Origin of the sequence: Paenibacillus sp. 1011MAR3C5 (genome assembly GCF_003591485.1) — a bacterium.
Classification (GTDB): Bacteria; Bacillota; Bacilli; order Paenibacillales; family Paenibacillaceae; genus Pristimantibacillus.
Window position 1 is genome coordinate 369908 of record NZ_QZCF01000003.1, and the last position, 18474, is coordinate 388381.

Genomic DNA, 18474 nt, shown 5'->3' on the forward strand with positions numbered 1-18474 from the left:
TGGCCATGTTCTACCAAAAAAACTCCGTTCCGTCGCTTAAAGCGATAGAACGGAGTTTTTGTATAGCGGGGATAGCGGCTTGATGGAGCCGCTATCTGCCGTTATTATTGCATGTTGGCGATCATTTGACGAAGCACCGTTTGCAGGATGCCGCCGTTGCGGTAGTAGTCTACGTCAACGAGGGAATCCAGACGAACGATAGCCAGGAATTCGAAGGTCGAGCCGTCTTCGCGAGTAGCCTTAACGGTTACCGTCTGACCAGGCTGAACATCGTTGGAAAGTCCGGAGATATCGAACGTTTCCGTTCCTGTAATGCCAAGCGTTTTCCAGCTTTGGCCTTCTTGGAACTGAAGCGGAAGCACGCCCATGCCTACCAGGTTGGAGCGGTGAATACGCTCGAAGCTTTCAGCGATGACAGCTTTTACGCCAAGGAGGTACGTACCTTTGGCAGCCCAGTCGCGCGAGCTTCCTGTACCGTATTCTTTGCCGGCAATAACCACAAGGTTTTTGCCTTCAGCCTGATACTTCATGGAAGCGTCATAGATGGACATGACTTCGCCAGTTGGCAGGTAAGTCGTTACGCCGCCTTCCGTGCCCGGAGCCACTTGGTTACGGATACGGATGTTCGCGAATGTACCGCGCATCATCACTTCATGGTTACCGCGGCGGGAGCCGTACGAGTTGAAGTCTTTGCGATCTACGCCGTTGTCGATCAGGTATTTGCCGCCCGGGCTGTTAACCGTAATGTTGCCGGCAGGGGAGATATGGTCCGTTGTTACGGAATCGCCCATCAGCGCCAGTACATTAGCCGCAGGAATGTTGGCAATGTCATCCAGCTCGGAGCCTAGGCTCTCGAAGAATGGAGGGTTTTGGATATAAGTGGACTTTGCGTCCCACTCGTAGCTTTCGCCTTCCGGTACGTCGATTGCGTTCCAACGCTCGTTTTGCGTAAATACGTTCTCGTACTTCGCGTTGAACATCTCTGGATTCAAGGATTTGGCTACAGCTTCCTTGATCTCAGCGTTTGTTGGCCAAATGTCCTTCAGGTATACAGGCTGACCGTCTTGGTCGTGTCCGATTGGATCGTTAGCCAAGTCGATATTGACTGTTCCTGCCAGCGCATAAGCGACAACAAGCGGAGGAGAAGCCAGGTAGTTCGCTTTCACTTGAGCGTGAACGCGGCCTTCAAAGTTACGGTTACCGGACAATACAGCCGCTACCGTCATATCATTGTCTGCAATCGCTTTGCTTACTTCGTCAGGAAGCGGGCCGGAGTTGCCGATACAAGTCGCACAGCCGTAGCCTGCAAGGTGGAAGCCAAGCGCTTCGAGCGATTCAAGCAGGTTTGCTTTTTTCAGATATTCCGTAACGACCAGGGAACCTGGCGTCAGGGAGCTCTTCACGTAAGCTGGCTTAGTCAAGCCGCGCTCAACGGCTTTTTTCGCCACGAGACCTGCGCCCAGCATAACGCTTGGGTTGGAGGTGTTCGTACAGCTCGTGATCGCTGCGATCACGACCGCGCCAGTGCCCATTTTGGACTGAACGCCGTTATTGTGCTGTACAGGAACCACTTGCTCGATCTTCTCATCGGACAGGCCATAGCCGCCTTTGTCGATCGGCGTGCGGATGATGCTGTTGAATGCTTCCTTCATTGCAGTCAGCTCTACGCGGTCCTGCGGGCGCTTCGGTCCTGCCAGGGAAGGCACGATCGTCGACAGGTCAAGCTCGATCACGTCGGAGAATACAGGGTCCGGCGTAGCATCGGTGCGGAACATGTCTTGCGCTTTGTAGTAAGCTTCAACGAGCTGGATTTGATCTTCTTGGCGGCCAGTTTGGCGCATGAAGTCCAGTGTCTCGCTGTCAACCGGGAAGAAACCGACTGTTGCGCCGTACTCTGGAGCCATGTTGGCAACCGTAGCGCGGTCAGCCAGGCTGATGTTGGACAAGCCAGGGCCGAAGAACTCGACAAACTTGCCTACAACGCCTTTTTTACGAAGCGTTTCTGTAACGGTCAGAGCCAGGTCAGTCGCTGTGGAGCCTTCTGCCAGGCTGCCTGTCAGCTTGAAGCCGATAACCTCAGGCATAACGAAGTATAGCGGCTGGCCAAGCATGCCGGCTTCCGCCTCAATGCCGCCTACGCCCCAGCCAACAACGCCAAGACCGTTGATCATGGTTGTATGGGAGTCCGTACCTACCAGGGAGTCCGGATATACGACTGTCTCGCCGTCAATCGTCTTCGTAGCTGCCACGGATGCCAGATACTCCAGGTTAACCTGGTGAACGATACCTGTTCCAGGAGGAACAGCGCGGAAGTTATCGAATGCCGTTTGTGCCCAGCGAAGGAAACGGTAACGCTCTTCGTTGCGCTCGAATTCCACTTTTGTGTTGTATTCCAGAGCTTCTGGAGTACCGAATGCGTCAACCATGATCGAGTGGTCGATTACGAGATCGACTGGTACGAGGGGGTTGATTTTCTTCGGATCTCCACCGGCTTTCTTCACCGTGTCGCGCATAGCGGCAAGGTCAACGACAACCGGAACGCCCGTAAAGTCTTGAAGCACGATACGTGCAGGAATGAACGGAATTTCTTTGTCTTCGCGGCCGTTAGCCCAGTTGGCAAGCTGTTTCACATGCTCAGGTGTAATGGCGCGACCGTCGAATTGACGTACCGCTGCTTCCAGCAATACTTTGATCGAGAAAGGAAGCTTGGAAATATCGCCAAGGCCTTGCTCTTCCAATCCGCCTAGACGGTAGTAGGCGTACGATTTGCCGCCCGACTCCAGCGTTGTGCGGACAGAATATTCATTTTGTTTAGACATCGCTATTCTCCTTTTCATGTAGTAAATTTTGTAGTTTCATTAGACGAAACACAATTTCAAAAACCTATGTGTCTAGTATAACGTTAAAAGTGGGGGTACGTAAAGTCCAATGTTAGCCTTTTCCCGGTCATGTCCTGCCTGGATTGCAGCGTCCTGCTTACAGAAATGTTACATGAATGGCGGGATACCCTCATATAATGAAGCAGTTAATCTTTGCCGCACAGGCGTTCGAGCAGGAAGCGCCTACGCCAGGCAGAATCGGGAGGGAACGCGTTTGTCCAAATCAGGTAACCGCCCATCCGCAGGCGGACGGAAGAAGCGTGCGGAGCGTAAGCCCAAAAGCCGCGCCGTTGCGCCGACTGCTGCGCTTGAACGGAAACGCGCGGAGCCCGCTGCGCCTGCCCGAATCAAGCAAAGCGACGGGCGGGTTCTTCAGGAGACAAGACCCAAGCCGACTTCTCTCATCCAATCCTCCGCGCCGACGCGTGTGCTTGTTGCGGAAGATCGTGAGGAGTGGAAGTCCTCCGTTCACCGATACGTGAGCTTGTACAACCAGGCCGAGACGGAGCAGCATCCACGCGTACTTACCGATTATATGGCTGATCTTGTCCATGGCGAAAGGCTCTCAGGCCGCCTTGCGCGGATGCGGGAGCGGGATTTGCTGCGCGGAGCTCTCCCGGCAGGGAGCGAGACGAAGGCGGAGCTGGTGCGCGTGAACGAATCCGCAAGCGAAGTATCCGTGCTGCTGCGGCTTCATATCAGGCGCAGGGTGGAGCAGGGCGGCAGCTATTATATGGAAGAGCGCTATGAATATGAACGGCTATGGCTCTCGGCGGCTGGCCGCCGCTGGGATGTGCTGCAGGTGGAGCCGATCATTGCGGAGCGCAGGCCCCGCTATGGCGTATCGTCGCTGGAATGGCATGAGGAGTCGGAAGCGCCTTCTCACGACGAGATATACGTCATGCCGTCTTTACCCTACTTAAATTATGACCTAATGCCTCCATTCAAAAACCGGATTACCGGTATTCGCTACAGGAGAGATTTGGCTGCGGCGTATGCCGACCGGTGGTGGAATGAAGGGAATCCATCCTACGAGCTGTTCGACGTGAATTGCACGAATTATGTCTCCCAGTGTATCTTTGCAGGCAATGCCCCTATGAACTATACTGGTAAAAGGGGAAGCGGATGGTGGTACAAGGGACGGAGCAAAGGCCAGGAATGGTGGAGCTACAGCTGGGCTGTCTCGAATGCGCTGACCCAATATCTGTCGACAGCGCGCAAGTCAGGCCTTCGGGCCGAGCAAGTGCAATCGGCCGATCAATTACAGCTTGGCGATGTCATTACATACGACTGGACCGGTGATGGAAGGTACCAGCACAGTACGATTGTGACGGCCTTCGATGCTGCCGGCCAACCACTAGTAAACGCCAATACGGTCGCCAGCAGGCATCGTTATTGGGATTATCGGGACTCTTACGCTTGGACCAAAGGAACCCGTTATCGTTTCTTTCATATACCCGATCTACTTTGAGCATGCAAGCTTGTAATGGAAATTATATCATACCGGAGGATAGACTATGGGGAGCAAAGTAAGAGTCGGACTCGTGTACGGAGGGAAATCCGGAGAGCACGAGGTTTCGCTGCAGACGGCATTTGCTGTCATGCGCGAATTTGATTATAACCAATACGAAATCAAACCTTTCTATATTACGAAGCAAGGCGAATGGAAAAGCGGATCGACGATGCTGGCAGCGCCAGCTTCGGTGGAATCGCTGCGCTTCGGCGATGAGCAGGGCGTAACGTCGAGCCATTCGCTTGCGCCGCTCTTCAGCGCGCTCGATCAAGCTGCAGGCACTGCGCTTGCGTCGTCAGGCGAAGCGAAAATAAGCGGACACCCTTCGCAATCGGAGCAAGCCGAGGATACGGTAGACGTGATGTTCCCGCTGCTGCATGGCACGTTCGGGGAAGACGGAACCATTCAAGGCTTATTCGAGATGGCCAATGTTCCTTATGTCGGAGCAGGCGTCTTGGCCTCCGCAGTCGGGATGGACAAGATTATGATGAAGAAGGTTTTTGCGCAGGATGGCTTGCCGCAATGCATCTACCGTCATTTCAACCGGACGCAATGGGAGAAGGATGCTTCCTTCTTTATTATGGAATGCGAAATTTCTCTTGGTTATCCGTGCTTCATCAAGCCTGCTAATCTGGGGTCGAGCGTAGGCGTGTCCAAGGCGAAGAACCGCGAGGAATTGATCGCGGCCGTCAATTACGCATTCCGCTTTGACCGCAAGGTCATTGTGGAGGAATTCATTGATGCCCGCGAGATTGAAGTCAGCGTATTGGGCAATGATGAGGCGAAAGCATCGGTACCGGGCGAGATTGCCCCATCCAATGAATTTTACGATTATAAGGCAAAATATATCGACGGCAAGTCCACGATGATTATTCCGGCGGAGCTGTCGCCCGAATTGACGGAATCCATCCGCGAGATGGCTGTCCGCGCCTTTCAGGCGATAGACGGGTCGGGGTTGTCCCGCGTCGACTTTTTCTTGCGGAAGGAAGACAACCAGCTATTGATTAATGAAGTGAATACGCTGCCTGGCTTTACGCCGTTCAGCATGTATCCGCTGTTGTGGCGGGAGACAGGCGTTCCATATAAGGAGCTTCTGAGCACGCTGATCCATTTGGCGCTTGAGCGGCATAGGGACAAGCAGAGAATTGATTTTACGGGAGAGTCGCTGAAAGGCTAAGACATACGACAGTATCGAATGAAGCCGCGCAACGCTCCTGACAAGAGCCTGTTGCGCGGCTATGCCATTATTGAGTGAAGAGAGGATGAAGTTGCGATGGGATTTCAGACGGAATTCAATTCGGTATGCAAATTCATTCGAGAGGCATCTTTTCCTTTAAGAGCAAGGATTTTGGCGGGATTTTTGAGACTTCTACCCACAGTTTACCCACTCATGATTGATTCAAACTGATCAGGGGCGGCTTTTCGTTTATTTTCAGTCACGTGCAAATACACTCGTCTTGTTATTTCATCGTTTTTATGCCCCAATCTCTCTTGAATTACTGCGAGATCAATCCCGGCTGATGCGGATAAAGACACATGAGTATGGCGTAAACTATGTGGGGTTAATGACGATGGCAACTCAGCTATTTCAAGCAATTTACTGAATCTGTTTCCTAAATAAACTGCACTGGCAGGATATCCAGGGGAAGCATAACTCCAGAACAAAAATCCAACGTCATGATCAATTTCAATATCATTTTTTATTTTTTCTTGCCATTCGATTTGCGCTTTAATGGCCTTAATGACTGTATCGCCAATTGAAATTACTCTGACTGATGACAGGTTTTTTGGCGGGCCAAGTGAATAGTCACTAATCCTCGTTAATACAGTGAGAGTTTTAGTAATTGATATCGTCTTCTTAGCTTCGTTGAAGTCAGATATTTTCAATGCGAGCAACTCACCTATCCGCATTCCTGTATAAGCAAGAATTAAGAAGAAATAATATTCCTGCGGTTGCCCGCGAAATCGTACAATGTTTAGAAAATGCTTCAACTGTTCTTTTTCAAGAAACTTCGGAAGTTCATAATTACCGGATTCGATTTGTTCTAATGAAATCTTGAATGCTGGAATATTTGCTTCATCACCAGGGTTCGATAACATAGCGTTTTTACGAACCGCATAAGAAAAGAAAATTGAAATTGATTCATGGTAACGGTGCAAAGTCCCTTTCTCCAAACCGCGTTTTTTTAAGTTATTTAAGTAACGCTGATATTCATCTGAGTCGATATCTTTTGCTTTAGTGTTTCCGCCAAAGAAATTAATGAGAGAGTTAGTAGCTGTCATTCTGTTTCTTACTGTATTTAAGCGTGGTTCCCTCTCTAATTGATAATCCTCGATCCAAATGTCCCTTAATTTTTCGAGTGTAATGTTCTTGGCATCTACCTTTTTTCCTTGTAATTGTTTAGCTCTTATTGTAATCCCATAATCATAAGCCTCTTCAGGTGTGTTAAAAGACTCGGTTTCTTTTTGTTTCCTCCTCTTTTTCCCGTTTTCTGTTACATAAACACTATATCTAAAAGTAAATCGACCGTCTCTTTCACGCACTCCTGGAGGGAGTTTTTTTTGTTTCTTAGGCCGTCCCAAACCGATCAATCCCCTTTCAATGTAATATTTTACCTCTCCAACATTCGACATTATATGACAGACAAATCTAAGGTTTTAACCTATGATGGTGTTAAGCCATGGCTTGACACTCTGCTTGAGGGAGGGTATGAAATCACCCTTTCCTGCTGCGCGCCGGAACTAATATATGCAGATCAGTAACTCGACACTTTAAGACAAAGGAGGAATTGATTGCAAATTCTAATGACATACGTTCTTTACCTGAGATCAAGCCAGACACGTATTGAGGGCTACATTCCATCCTTCTAGCAAATTCGGCTTGTGTCATTTTCGCATCTTCTAGTCGTTCTCGCAGCAGGCATTCCCCGAGCAGGAACGCCATTTGGATCTCCTTTCATTGTCGGATTATGTCGTAATTTTTAGGAACAAACGTTCTTGTTTTGTGCTATACTTTGAAGAAATACATACACGAGAGGAGCACATTAAGTGGAGAATAGATTAAAAGCGATTATTTTTTTAGCAGGATGCAACAAACAAGAATTAGAAGCAATTCGTTTCGACCTTCAGTTAGAAGGTGCATCTGTTGAAATATTAAATGTTATTAATCAGCTTTTAATGTCCGCTCCATAATCGAGAGTAGCAGTTTTAAATCTTCATCCGATATCTTCATAATCAACTCTAAAGCTTTTTTGCGATCTGAATCCATGCCTGGGATTGCATCAAATATCCCATTGATGTCTTTCACAGGCTCATTTACTAACAACTGATCCCATTCAACACCGAATATTTGGGCTAGTTGCTCAACTTTTTTCATTCTTGGAGCAGTTTTACCTTGTTCCCAATATCCAATAGTTACACCCGATACCCCTACTCTTCTCCCTAATTCTTCTTTGCTCAACCCCATTCTCTCACGATTAATTTTTATGTTCTCCGCAATATATACAGTTGACATTTGATTGAGCACCCTTCTTCCTAAAAATTCTATTTTTGATGTTACCATATCCTATCTAAAAAATCCACTACAAATCTAATTTTTTATTAGATTGTTTATAATTTTAGTGGTTGACATCTAATTTTAACTTAGGATATACTGCGAGCAGGAGGTGAAACGATGGGAGAAACACAAGTAATACAGTCATTTAGTCTGCATGCACGCACCTTAGAGGAATGGAGGGCGTTGAACGGCATGTCAAAATCAGCCGTTGCGCGTTACCTAGGTGTACATCCAAGCACCTATGCCAGATTGGAAGACCACCCAGAAAGCATGTCAATAGATACGGCGATGAAACTAAAGCTTTTGTTCAAGTGTGAAGTGAAACAGATTATTTTTTTTAAAAAGAATCCTAATTTAAACTTAGACTTATCGGCCACGTCCTAAGTTTACAGATTGAAGAGGTGATTAGATTGGACGCGCTACAAGCGAATCTCACGGTTATGCAGGCTGCTGATTATCTTAATATTGGCCGTACTCGATTATTCGCACTAATCAAATCAGGTGATATCCGAAGTTATAAGAATGGAAAATGTAGACGTATCAAACGTGAATGGCTCTTAGAATACGAAGCAAAGTTAATCAAGGAGCAATCATATTGAACGGGAATATGTACCAGAAAAAATAAGAAGCTTGGAGAACTAAGCAACGCGCCGCTAATTACGAAAGGAGAGACTTGCCCGATGACCTACCAACTTAATCACCTGGAGCCCGGTGACCACTACATTAACCGCTACAAGCGAGCAACGTTGCCATGTGACAACTTGCTGGACAAGCCTGACGAGCTGGCAGCCTTATCTGGGCCAGTCAAGATGTACAACGTCCGAGACTCTAAGGGGGAGGTGAAAGGGGATTGAGGACAGTCGTGTTCTGGGGATTAAATGCGCTGTTGGAAATTACAAAAAAGTACAGAGAATACGTTCTCGTTAAATACGAAAACCATATCCGCTGTACTCGCTGTAAGAAGGTAATCCATGCTGATGATAATTATTGTGCTCATTGCAGAAAAGCTAACCCCAAATCGATTTTTTAACCGTTTCGCTCACAACATCGTACAAAAGATTTCTCATCCCATCCTTTATAAAATCCGAAGCGGTGGCCATGTATTTTTTATACTTCGCAACAGCAACTGGAGAAGATGGTGTCTCAACAATCAAATCAGGCATTGCTAGTTTTATTAACTCTTTATGCTGAGGTGATAGCTTTTCGTCTAGTGATATAAGCTCTACAGCATTACTTAATAGTTTTTCTGTCCATGGGTAAGCTTCACTGCATGTTGGGCAATACGCTGGTACGTAATCATAACTAGTTAAATCAAGGATACCGTCAGAACGATATTTACCTCGGATTGGGGTATTACATTGCTGACAAGAGGAGATATTTGGAACTCCGCAACTGCGGCAGAACTTGTCACTATGTTGCTGCCTAGCTGAAGTGATGAAATGACCATTTCTGCAAATTGTAGATACTTCGTAATAACCCATATTTACCATCCTTTCTGCTTAATAGGATCTCGACAATTCTATTCTAGCAGAGGATTAGGAAATATTCGACAGAAAGTGAGGAGGAAAAATGGATCTAATTAAGGTCAATCAGTCGACTAATGGAATGATGGTAGATGGCCGGGAACTTCATGAGTTTTTGGGCGTCGGCCGGGATTTCGTCAACTGGATGAAGTATCGCATTGAGCAATACGCATTCAACGAAGGAGAGGACTACAAATTAACGCTCGCCAAAATTGGCGAACGTCAAAATGTCACTCGACATAACTATGAGTTGTCACTCGATATGGCAAAGGAAATTTGTATGGTGGAGAACAACGAGCGCGGCCGGCAAGCTCGGAAGTATTTCATCGAATGTGAACGCCGGGCAAAGGGGTTGAACGTCGAAGCGCTAAGCCCGCAACTTCAACTTCTTATCCAGATGGAGCAACGTACGTTGCAACTGGAGACGCGGCAGCAGGAGACGGAGCAGGCCATTACAACGATCAAGGAAACGTTCTTACAGCGTGATGAAGACTGGCGGAACAAAATCAACAGCATGATCAAAGGCGCGGCATTCCGCAAGGGCGGGATATACCAAGACTTGCGACGGCAGAGTTACGCCATGTTGGAGGAACGCGGTCGATGTGATCTGGACAAGCGTCTGCGGAACCTGGTCGAGCGGTTGGAAGCTCAAGGCGCGTCGAAGACTCAACTTAAAAACACATCCCGTATGGATGTAATCGAAACAGAGCCGCGGCTGAAAGAAATCTATACAATCATCGTCAAAGAATTGGCTATTGGAACGATGGCCTGATGGGAGGTGATGCAGTTGATCGGATTTATTGCAGGCGCGTTAGTAGGGGCGGTACTTGGATTTTTCACATGCGCGGTGTTGAGCATTAACAAAATCAATGGAGGGGATTGGCGAAATGACCATCATTGAAGAGTTGGACTTGCGATGGGAAAAGGTCCTGTTACAACGGGATAGATGGCGTATTTCTATGGGGCGATGGGAGTGTCATCCAGACGTCGAGCCCGCTGAACTGGACAGGCTTGAATCTGAAATAGCAGTAATTGAAAAGGCCCTTGCGGGTGGAGCCGCATAGAGCCAATAACCAAAACAATTCACGGTCATTGTAGACCAAAAGGAGAGCTATTGCAATATGTTCATCAAAAAAATTGAAATAAAAGACTGGATCGGCGTTAAGGAAAAGTCCTTTTCGCCTGGTAAAATCACGCGAATTTCGGGTGACTCCGGCGCCGGTAAGACTAGTATCATCGAGGCAATTGAAAAGATTTTCACCAACCGCAACCGCCGTACTGAGGTTGTGAGCCACGGTGCGGAAGAGTCGGAATTGCTTGCTGAGCTTGATGACGGGCTACAAGTTACGCGCAAGGTTCGGACTGAAAAAGCGGACTATTTGAAGGTGAAGCATGACAGCAAAGCGGTAGCCAGCACCGAATCTTATCTTCGCAAAATGATCAACGGCGATATCTTCCGCCCCATTGAATTCATTCAGCAAGACGCTAAAAAGCAAACCGAAATCATACTAAACATGCTGCAAATTGGCTGGACAGTAGAGGATATTAAATCGTGGTTTGGTGAAATACCCGAAGCGGATTATCAACTGCACATCCTGCAAATTCTCAAGCAAATCGAGTCCGGGTACTATGCGGAGCGCGAAAGTATAAACCGGGAAATTAACTTGCTTAAAGCCAACATCGAGGGCATTAAACGGGCATTGCCGCCGAACTACGATGGTGAAAAGTGGGCATCCATTAACCTGCAGGGGCTTTACAAACGACTGTCGGATGCGGAGGAATCCAATAAGCGACTGGCAGAGGCGCAGGCATTAATTGATGGGCTATCGATGCGGGTCGATGACATCAAGCAACGGTCTGCGACAGTGGCAGAACAAAAGCGACTTGATTATTCACGCCAGCGCGACAACCTGGGCGCCGCCATTCAAAGGTTAGAGGATAATGTCCAGCGTGAGCAGCTAACCATTGATGATGCGGATCGGCGCATTGCTGAGTCTAGCGCTAGACTTGACGCGGAACTTGAGCAGGCCATTGAGCGGCTACGTCTCCAGTACCAAGCGAAAAAGAACACCGAGCGTGAAAACATCAAGGCAGAAGCGGAGCAAAGCCGTGTATTCACGGCTGAATACAAAGAACAAATTGCAGGCAAGCAGGTTGAACTATCCAACCTGGGCGAGCTTGAAAAGCGTGATTTAGAGAAGATTTCAGACCATGAGTCAAACCTTATCGCTGCTGAACAATCCAAGTCCGGCAATGCTGAGCAAGTCGTTGCGAATACGGTTTATGATGATCCCGAACCGCTTAAAGCCGATGCAGACGAAGCTGCAGGCATGAAAGAATACTTGCGGCAATGGGAGCAGATGAACGATATCATCCGTGAGAAACTGGCACCGAAGGAAGAACGCAGCGCGGAGCTGACAGCGAAAATCCAGACCGCTAGGGACTTGCCGAAGGAATTGCTTAAGACAGCGGCGCTGCCGGTAGAAGGGCTATCTGTTGATGATCAGGGCCGAATCCGCATTAATGGGACTCTAATAGACGGGCTGTCTGAGGGCGAAGCGTGGGAGTTCGCATTCAAGCTTGCTAAGGCGCAAGCTGGCGATCTGAAAGTCATCTGCATCGACGGTTGGCAGAACCTTGGCAGCAGACAGCAGGAGATTATCGCGGCAGCTCAGACGGACGAGTATCAATATTTTGTTCTCGAAACAGTTGAAGGCGCGCCATTGCAAATTGAATCGGTGGAGGTGTAAACGATGGCGACCGAACAAATTATATCCTCACTGGAGGCGCTGTTGGAGGCAAAGCATGACGCTTTGCCATCCGGCTTCAACCCGACGCGGTTCGTTCAAAACTGCATCGCATACCTTCCCGAAATTCGAAACTGGGATCGATTCAACGCTGAAGACCTGGCGATTCAATTTTTCAAAGGTGCGGTACTTGGCTTGGATTTCTTGGCAAAGGAGTGCCATATCATTGCCGAAGGCAGCGGCGTCCGCTTTCAGACGGATTACAAGGGTGAAATGAAGCTTGCCATGAAGCACAGCGTGCGCCCGCTGCTGACGATCTACGCCAAAAACGTCCGGGAGGGCGATTGTATCGAAGAGGCGGTCATTGAGGGGCGACCGGTCATCAACTTTAATCCGCTCCCGTTTAATAACAGCTCAATTAGCGGAAGCTTCGCAGTAGCGCAGTATACGGACGGGGGCATGGTTTACGAGACCATGAGCGCGGAAGAAATTGAAGCGGTACGGACCAACTACGGCAAGAACCCCGGCAGCGACACATGGGACAAGTCTAAGGGCGAAATGTACAAGCGGACTGTCCTGCGGCGCCTATGCAAAACGATTGAGATTGACTTTGACGCGGAGCAACGGCTTGCATTTGAAGCCGGTAGCGAGTTCGATTTCAGCAAGCAGCCGCGACCACAACAACGCAGCCCATTTGAGGAAAAGGAGGTTGGGCCGGATGAAGTTGAGCAAGGATAACTATTTTAGCCTCGAATCGAATCGCTATTACATGTCTGTCAGCCAGTTTAAGGGATTCCTCGAAGCATACGGCGGCTGTGAAGCTCGGAGCATGGCAGAATTGTCCGGCGAATATGAGCGGCCCGGCAAGGCTGCATTTGACGAGGGACATTATATCCACGCTTGGAACGAGGGTGCACTTGCCGACTACAAGGCAGAGCACCCCGAAATATACAGCAGCCAAGGGCCAACCAAAGGCCAACTTAAAGCCAATTACAAGCACCTGAACAAGATGATCGAAGCGCTAGAAACGGATGACCTCGTTATGAAGGTGCTCGCTGGTGACAAAGAGGTATTCATGACCGGAGAATTGTTCGGTCTACCATGGAAAATCATGATTGATAGTCATCAACCCGTCATTGAGGATACCGGAGCGTTTGCGGACTTAAAGGCGTTGAAGTCACTCGAAGACAAGTTTTGGAACCGCGAGCAGCGAGTATACGAAAACGCCATCGACCATTACGGATATAACGTACAAGTTGCTGTTTACGCCGAAGTAGAAAAGCAAAATATGAACCGGAAAGACTGGGCAATCCCGCACATGGTCATCGTGACGAAACAGGACCCACCGGACAAGGAAATCATCTATTTTGACTACGATGCGATAGAGTCAGGATTGCAGATCGTGCGGAATAATATTGATCGTGTTAAAGCGGTCAAATCGGGACAAGTGCCGCCGGAACGATGTGGGCGCTGCGATTACTGCAGACAGACCAAAAAGGCTGTAATCAGGCATTATTGCGAGCTGGCTATCTACTAATGGCAAATATCATACGAGACTTGTCTCGAGAATTTAACCCTGCAGGTAAGCCAGCAAAACCCAAGCGCGTCAAGCCCACACAACGCCAAATGGGAGCTATTAGCGCCAAGGTGGACAGCGAACTAAAAGAACGATCTAAGGGAATCTGCGAGGTAAGGGTGCGTTGTAATGGCGCTCAGGCCGCCGAGAGAGCGCACACGATAGGACGTAAGCTCATAAGCCATAGGACGACCGTAAACGATCTATTCCACGCCTGTAAAGCCTGCCATATATGGCTGGATGAAACGCCGGAGGGAATCCGCTTCAAGCGTCAGGTAAGGGAGATCGGCACAACAGCGTATGTCATGGAGCTATGGCGATGATCGACAACGGCAAGCCATTAACACAGTCAGGAGTCAGTGAGCGCATATGGGAGCTTGCTGTCGAGGATTTGGACGCATTTGAGAGGGAGGTGGAGCGCTATTACAGGCTCGCCTACCCTGGATTTACACCAGTCAAATATGACTTTGAGCGGCGCATAATTTGGCTGCGAGACGACCGTTAGAAAGGAGCTAATATGGCAGAAAGAAGGATGTTTGCTAAGAGCATCATCGACAGTGACCTATTTTTGGACATGCCTTCATCAACGCAGAACTTATATTTCCACTTATCGATGCGAGCTGATGACGATGGATTTGTTAACTCGCCGTTGAAAATTTTGAGGATGGTTTCTTGCTCCAAGAATGACATGGACATGCTGATTTTCAAGAACTTTATTATCCCTTTTGACACTGGGATTTGCGTAATAAAGCACTGGCGAATCCATAATTACATCCGAAATGACCGCTATACCCCGACCATTTACACAGAGGAAAAAAGCCAGTTATCACTTGATGAAAATAAGGGGTATACCACTGGTATACCAACCGTCATACCAGTGGGAGACGTAGGTAAGGTTAGGTTAGGTAAGGTTAGTCTAGTAGAGGATAGAAAAGATATAGGGCTGTCTGACGACAAGCCCAAACGCTCAAAATTCATCCCTCCAACACTGGAAGAGGTAACAGCCTATTGCGAAGAAAGGCAAAACAGTGTTGACCCACAAAAATGGATTGACCATTACACCTCTAATGGCTGGATGGTGGGGAGAACCAAGATGAAAGACTGGAAAGCAGCTGTCCGAACATGGGAGCGGAGCGAGTTTTCGAAAGGGGGAAGTAACCGTGCAGTCAATGGGGGAAATTCTCAAAACCCTAATGCCGGGGTTGACTTCGGCTTCTGAGGTTGGGAGATACATTTGCGAAGGCTGTGGAAATGAAACAGTCATCATCGATCAGCCGGTTATCGGCGGGCCGGACAAAGGCAAGCAGCTCCAGTATAAGCGTGGATGTGTCTGTTGGGATAATGAGCAGGCGCGAGAGGCAAAACGAGAGCAGCGAGCCTATCAGGTGCAGCAGATGGTCGGAAAATATAGCACGGTTAACCCAGACTTGGAGGCAGCGACGTTTGAAAGCTTTATGGCCAGCACCCCGAACTTACACCGTGCTCTCACTGCTGCTAGGGAGTACGCCGATTCGTTTGATCTATCGCAGCCTATGAATCTACTATTTGCTGGGATGTACGGTTTGGGCAAGTCTCACCTGTCCTACTCGATCTGTAAGGAGTTGCGGTTTAAAGGATATATAGCGGTGTTTGTCTCGGTTCCGAAGCTACTGACGGTCATCAAAAGCACATACCAACGCAATAGCGATTTTACAGAGGCTGAATTATTGGATGTGTTGTCTAAGGTTGACTTGTTAGCGCTGGACGACATTGGAGCTGAGAGGGCAAAGCGTGAGGACGACGGCGAGAGTTGGGCGACGGAAAAGCTGTTTGAAATCATCGACGGTCGAAGCGGCCGGCACACAATCTATACGACTAACCTTACATCCGACGAATTGCCCCGAAAAGTCGGGCAACGGAATTTCTCGCGAATGATGATGAATACCAAACCCGTCAAATTTGAGGGAGTCGACTATCGGATAAATAATAAACGATTTTAACGGAGGTGCAGCATGGACTTGAATGACATGACTGAGGATCAACTAGCGGATCTCATAATGGACGAGCAGCAATCCCATGACACTCGTTACGCTGCAGCGGTGGAATTGGAGGATCGGCGATATGGCGGGGAATAGATATTACTACGAAACGACACAAGAAGTCCTCGAAAGCTACGAATGGTTATTTAAAGAGCATTTGACTGCTATGGACAGGATGGCCCGATCCATGCGGAATGAATTACAAGCTTTGAGGATGACGGACAAGGATATTAAACCTATCTTGCAACAATTTTTTGCGGAAGTATGGGAGCAAGTGGCACGGACGGAAGAACAAAAAATACAACGCGAACGGAAGGTGAAATCAGGATGCGGTTTATCGGCATTGACCCAAGCACAAAAACAGGCGTAGCAATCTTGGATAGGGACGGGAACCTGATTGATAGCATGGAGATTACGGCGAAAGGAAAGGACCCAGGGCGCATGCTGGAGATAATCGAGGACACTCTCTCGGAAGTCCAGCCAAATGATATCGTGGCAATCGAAGGGTTTGCCTATGGTGCCAAAGGCAGCGCTGTGAGCATCCAATATGGACTTGGGTGGGGCATACGAACTGGATTATACAGCGCAGGCGTGCGCTATATGGATGTATCACCCGGAACACTCAAAAAGTATGCATCCGGCAAGGGGAACACGAAGAAAGACGAGCTCGCGGTACACATTTACAAGCGGTGGAACTTTGAACACCCATCTGACAACGTCAGAGATGCCTATGTGCTGGCTCAGATCGCTCGAGGCATTGTATGTCCAGACGAACGCGCGGCATTCCAGAATGAGGCGCTGGAGAAGTTGAAGAGCGGAATAGACTGGTCCGTGCCAGTTGTAAGGAGGGCGTAGCGATGGCATTTCCGATGAAAGTATGGCGTTTAACACCCGATCAAGTTGCAGCGTACAAACTCGGTCAGGATCTTGGCGATCCCCACGAAATTAAAATGGTGAAAACCGCCATCGAACGATCGAGAGAAGACGCTGAGAAATTGAGAGCTCGGCAGCAGAGGTCAATCAAACGACGGATGGAAGGCAAGGTACAGTTAACAAAACCTTTATATGACATAGAGGTGGCGGCTGGCCTTGATGATGCTGAAATAGCCGAGAAATATGGGCTACAACGAAGTACGATGTACCATTACAAATCGCTCTGGCGTAAGGCGGCAAGAGTGAGATAACCAGATAGTCAGTCTGGTTGGCGGGACTCTGCGCGCTATGAATAGAACATACATTCTTGTTTCGGAATAAGAGATTAGAAGAGTCAGCATAACTACTAGGGCAAAGGCCAGAAAGGGAGATAGGAGGTTTAACGATTGAAAAATAAATATGAGATTCGTGGAGATGTGACAGCTATTTTCATAGATAGTCCAAAGTACGGAAGACATGAAACGCTTATTAGTACAACCAAATTGGAAAGAGCAAAAGAGTTTCCTGGTAGTTGGTATGTGAACTGGAACAATGATACTAAAGCGTTTTATGTTAACGGTCAAATAACTATTGGAAAAAGTAAACAAAAAACGATTTCGCTTCACAGATGGATAACAAACTCGCCAAAAGAGATGTATGTCGATCACATAAATCATGACGTTTTAGATAACGTCGATTCAAACCTAAGAATAGTCACAAATGGCGAAAATCAACAAAACCGATTAGGAGCTCAAAGAAATAGTTCTTCTGGTATAAGGGGTGTGCATTGGCATAATGCCTCTAAAAAGTGGCAAGTGCAAATAAAAATAAACAAAAAGAAGAAAACAATTGGGTATTACAGTGATCTGAAAGAAGCAGAAAAAGCAGCCATTGACGCAAGAAAAATATACATGCCTTTTTCAAATGCTGCGTTTTAATTTGGGGGCCGTATAGGGTCTGGGTCTAAATCAGAGGGGAGAGATACAAAGATAGATATGTTAAATCAGATCATCAATGGAGACTGTCTGCAGGTCATGCCGGAAATCGCTTCTGAATCAATCGACATGATATTTTGTGATCTCCCATACGGCACAACACGCAGCGAATGGGATGTAATCATTCCTTTCGACCACCTGTGGCAGCAATATGAGAGGCTAATCAAACCAAATGGCGCTATAGTCCTTTTTGCCAAAGCTCCTTTCGATAAAATGCTTTGGGCTAGCAATCCAAAACTCTATCGTTATGACTGGGTATGGGAGAAAAACAAAGCAACCGGCCATCTTAATGCGAATCATATGCCATTGCAGGCGCACGAATATTTACTTGTCTTCTACAAGCGACCGCCTATATATAACCCGCAAATCACAACAGGGCATAAGCCTATGAACGCTGCTACAAACAATCATAAGTCGACTGCTTACGGGGATGGTGTTCCCTGGTCCAATGACGCTGGTTCAACCGTCAGGCAGCCCCGTAGCGTTCTTTACTTCCCAGCAGTCAATAACGATGACCCGGACAGAATACACGTCAACCAAAAGCCGGTTCCGCTCTGCGAGTACATGGTCAAAACTTACACTAACGAAGGGGACACGGTGCTTGACAACTGCTCAGGTTCAGCGTCGATTCCTCTAGCTTCGGCAAATACGAATCGTAACTTTATTGCAATCGAAAAGGACCGGGAGATACATGAGAAGTCGGTCAATCGAATTGAGAATAGGCAATTGATACTCAATATTTGAGGGGAGAGAAG

The 18474-nt window shown here is 48.0% G+C and carries 24 protein-coding genes; 19 read left to right on the plus strand and 5 right to left on the minus strand.

From position 1 onward, the window contains the following. Window positions 1-104: 104 nt before the first annotated feature. Window positions 105-2819 (minus strand): aconitate hydratase AcnA, encoded by a 2715-nt coding sequence (gene acnA, locus D3P07_RS11340; protein ID WP_119800336.1) that lies wholly within the window; start codon window positions 2817-2819, stop codon window positions 105-107. A 274-nt stretch (window positions 2820-3093) separates the two neighbouring features. Here acnA and D3P07_RS11345 point away from each other — a divergent pair, with 274 nt between their 5' ends. Together D3P07_RS11345 and D3P07_RS11350 are read left to right on the plus strand one after the other, a co-directional pair. Beyond that, a complete protein-coding gene (locus D3P07_RS11345) occupies window positions 3094-4350 on the plus strand; it encodes an amidase domain-containing protein (protein WP_483870195.1) in 1257 nt (418 codons plus the stop codon). A 46-nt stretch (window positions 4351-4396) separates the two neighbouring features. Beyond that, window positions 4397-5569 (plus strand): D-alanine--D-alanine ligase, encoded by a 1173-nt coding sequence (locus D3P07_RS11350; protein ID WP_119800338.1) that lies wholly within the window; start codon window positions 4397-4399, stop codon window positions 5567-5569. Between the two features lie 203 nt (window positions 5570-5772). On the opposite strand, the gene D3P07_RS11355 is transcribed toward D3P07_RS11350, so the two are convergent. Then, the gene (locus D3P07_RS11355) at window positions 5773-6975 is read right to left on the minus strand and encodes a tyrosine-type recombinase/integrase (protein ID WP_259391448.1); all 1203 of its coding nucleotides are present in this window, start codon (window positions 6973-6975) and stop codon (window positions 5773-5775) included. A 133-nt stretch (window positions 6976-7108) separates the two neighbouring features. Next, a complete protein-coding gene (locus D3P07_RS27880) occupies window positions 7109-7336 on the minus strand; it encodes a helix-turn-helix transcriptional regulator (protein ID WP_119800340.1) in 228 nt (75 codons plus the stop codon). Window positions 7337-7440: 104 nt separating this feature from the next. Here D3P07_RS27880 and D3P07_RS27000 point away from each other — a divergent pair, with 104 nt between their 5' ends. Further along, window positions 7441-7584, plus strand: a complete 144-nt coding sequence (locus tag D3P07_RS27000) for a hypothetical protein (protein WP_182914275.1) — start codon at window positions 7441-7443, stop codon at window positions 7582-7584. Here the strand turns inward: D3P07_RS27000 and D3P07_RS11365 are convergent. After that, the gene (locus tag D3P07_RS11365) at window positions 7556-7906 is read right to left on the minus strand and encodes a helix-turn-helix transcriptional regulator (protein ID WP_182914276.1); all 351 of its coding nucleotides are present in this window, start codon (window positions 7904-7906) and stop codon (window positions 7556-7558) included. The two genes, D3P07_RS27000 and D3P07_RS11365, sit on opposite strands and share 29 nt — an antisense overlap. 159 nt (window positions 7907-8065) lie before the next feature. Here D3P07_RS11365 and D3P07_RS11370 point away from each other — a divergent pair, with 159 nt between their 5' ends. The 3 genes from D3P07_RS11370 (at window position 8066) to D3P07_RS27005 (ending at window position 8802) form a co-directional block, all read left to right on the plus strand. Then, complete coding sequence (locus tag D3P07_RS11370; protein WP_119800342.1) at window positions 8066-8332, plus strand: helix-turn-helix transcriptional regulator; 267 nt, start codon at window positions 8066-8068, stop codon at window positions 8330-8332. Between the two features lie 56 nt (window positions 8333-8388). Continuing rightward, a complete protein-coding gene (locus tag D3P07_RS11375; RefSeq protein WP_119800798.1) occupies window positions 8389-8547 on the plus strand; it encodes an excisionase family DNA-binding protein in 159 nt (52 codons plus the stop codon). 81 nt (window positions 8548-8628) lie between these two features. Further along, window positions 8629-8802 carry a hypothetical protein gene (locus tag D3P07_RS27005; protein ID WP_182914277.1) on the plus strand — a complete coding sequence of 58 codons (174 nt, stop codon included), beginning with the start codon at window positions 8629-8631 and terminating at the stop codon, window positions 8800-8802. A gap of 153 nt (window positions 8803-8955) precedes the next feature. Here D3P07_RS27005 and D3P07_RS11380 read toward each other — a convergent pair whose 3' ends face one another. Continuing rightward, on the minus strand, window positions 8956-9429 hold the full coding sequence (locus tag D3P07_RS11380; RefSeq protein ID WP_182914278.1) for a DUF2321 domain-containing protein: 474 nt from the start codon (window positions 9427-9429) through the stop codon (window positions 8956-8958). Window positions 9430-9517: 88 nt separating this feature from the next. Here D3P07_RS11380 and D3P07_RS11385 point away from each other — a divergent pair, with 88 nt between their 5' ends. The 13 genes from D3P07_RS11385 (at window position 9518) to D3P07_RS11445 (ending at window position 18463) form a co-directional block, all read left to right on the plus strand. Continuing rightward, window positions 9518-10243 carry an antA/AntB antirepressor family protein gene (locus D3P07_RS11385; RefSeq protein WP_119800344.1) on the plus strand — a complete coding sequence of 242 codons (726 nt, stop codon included), beginning with the start codon at window positions 9518-9520 and terminating at the stop codon, window positions 10241-10243. A gap of 349 nt (window positions 10244-10592) precedes the next feature. Next, the gene (locus tag D3P07_RS11390) at window positions 10593-12221 is read left to right on the plus strand and encodes an AAA family ATPase (protein ID WP_119800345.1); all 1629 of its coding nucleotides are present in this window, start codon (window positions 10593-10595) and stop codon (window positions 12219-12221) included. A gap of 3 nt (window positions 12222-12224) precedes the next feature. Next, on the plus strand, window positions 12225-12956 hold the full coding sequence (locus D3P07_RS11395) for a RecT family recombinase (protein ID WP_119800346.1): 732 nt from the start codon (window positions 12225-12227) through the stop codon (window positions 12954-12956). Then, window positions 12937-13755: a PD-(D/E)XK nuclease-like domain-containing protein gene (locus D3P07_RS11400; protein WP_119800347.1), complete on the plus strand. Its 819-nt coding sequence runs from the start codon at window positions 12937-12939 to the stop codon at window positions 13753-13755. The genes D3P07_RS11395 and D3P07_RS11400 overlap by 20 nt, the downstream gene beginning before the upstream one ends. Window positions 13756-14113: 358 nt before the next feature. Continuing rightward, window positions 14114-14299: a hypothetical protein gene (locus D3P07_RS11410; RefSeq protein ID WP_259391449.1), complete on the plus strand. Its 186-nt coding sequence runs from the start codon at window positions 14114-14116 to the stop codon at window positions 14297-14299. 12 nt (window positions 14300-14311) lie between these two features. After that, window positions 14312-15013: a hypothetical protein gene (locus D3P07_RS11415; RefSeq protein ID WP_119800350.1), complete on the plus strand. Its 702-nt coding sequence runs from the start codon at window positions 14312-14314 to the stop codon at window positions 15011-15013. After that, the gene (locus tag D3P07_RS11420; RefSeq protein ID WP_119800351.1) at window positions 14964-15773 is read left to right on the plus strand and encodes an ATP-binding protein; all 810 of its coding nucleotides are present in this window, start codon (window positions 14964-14966) and stop codon (window positions 15771-15773) included. Before D3P07_RS11415 ends, D3P07_RS11420 begins: the two co-directional genes overlap by 50 nt. 12 nt (window positions 15774-15785) lie before the next feature. Then, window positions 15786-15908 (plus strand): hypothetical protein, encoded by a 123-nt coding sequence (locus tag D3P07_RS27540; protein ID WP_259391450.1) that lies wholly within the window; start codon window positions 15786-15788, stop codon window positions 15906-15908. Further along, entirely contained in the window at window positions 15895-16182 is a 288-nt protein-coding gene (locus tag D3P07_RS11425) for a hypothetical protein (protein ID WP_119800352.1), read from the plus strand. The genes D3P07_RS27540 and D3P07_RS11425 overlap by 14 nt, the downstream gene beginning before the upstream one ends. Continuing rightward, on the plus strand, window positions 16140-16667 hold the full coding sequence (locus D3P07_RS11430; protein ID WP_119800353.1) for a RuvC family protein: 528 nt from the start codon (window positions 16140-16142) through the stop codon (window positions 16665-16667). The genes D3P07_RS11425 and D3P07_RS11430 overlap by 43 nt, the downstream gene beginning before the upstream one ends. Window positions 16668-16669: 2 nt before the next feature. Then, complete coding sequence (locus tag D3P07_RS11435) at window positions 16670-16996, plus strand: hypothetical protein (RefSeq protein ID WP_119800354.1); 327 nt, start codon at window positions 16670-16672, stop codon at window positions 16994-16996. Between the two features lie 135 nt (window positions 16997-17131). After that, window positions 17132-17662 carry an HNH endonuclease gene (locus D3P07_RS11440; protein ID WP_119800355.1) on the plus strand — a complete coding sequence of 177 codons (531 nt, stop codon included), beginning with the start codon at window positions 17132-17134 and terminating at the stop codon, window positions 17660-17662. Window positions 17663-17719: 57 nt separating this feature from the next. Next, a complete protein-coding gene (locus D3P07_RS11445; RefSeq protein ID WP_119800356.1) occupies window positions 17720-18463 on the plus strand; it encodes a DNA-methyltransferase in 744 nt (247 codons plus the stop codon). The last annotated feature ends 11 nt before the right edge of the window (window positions 18464-18474 follow it).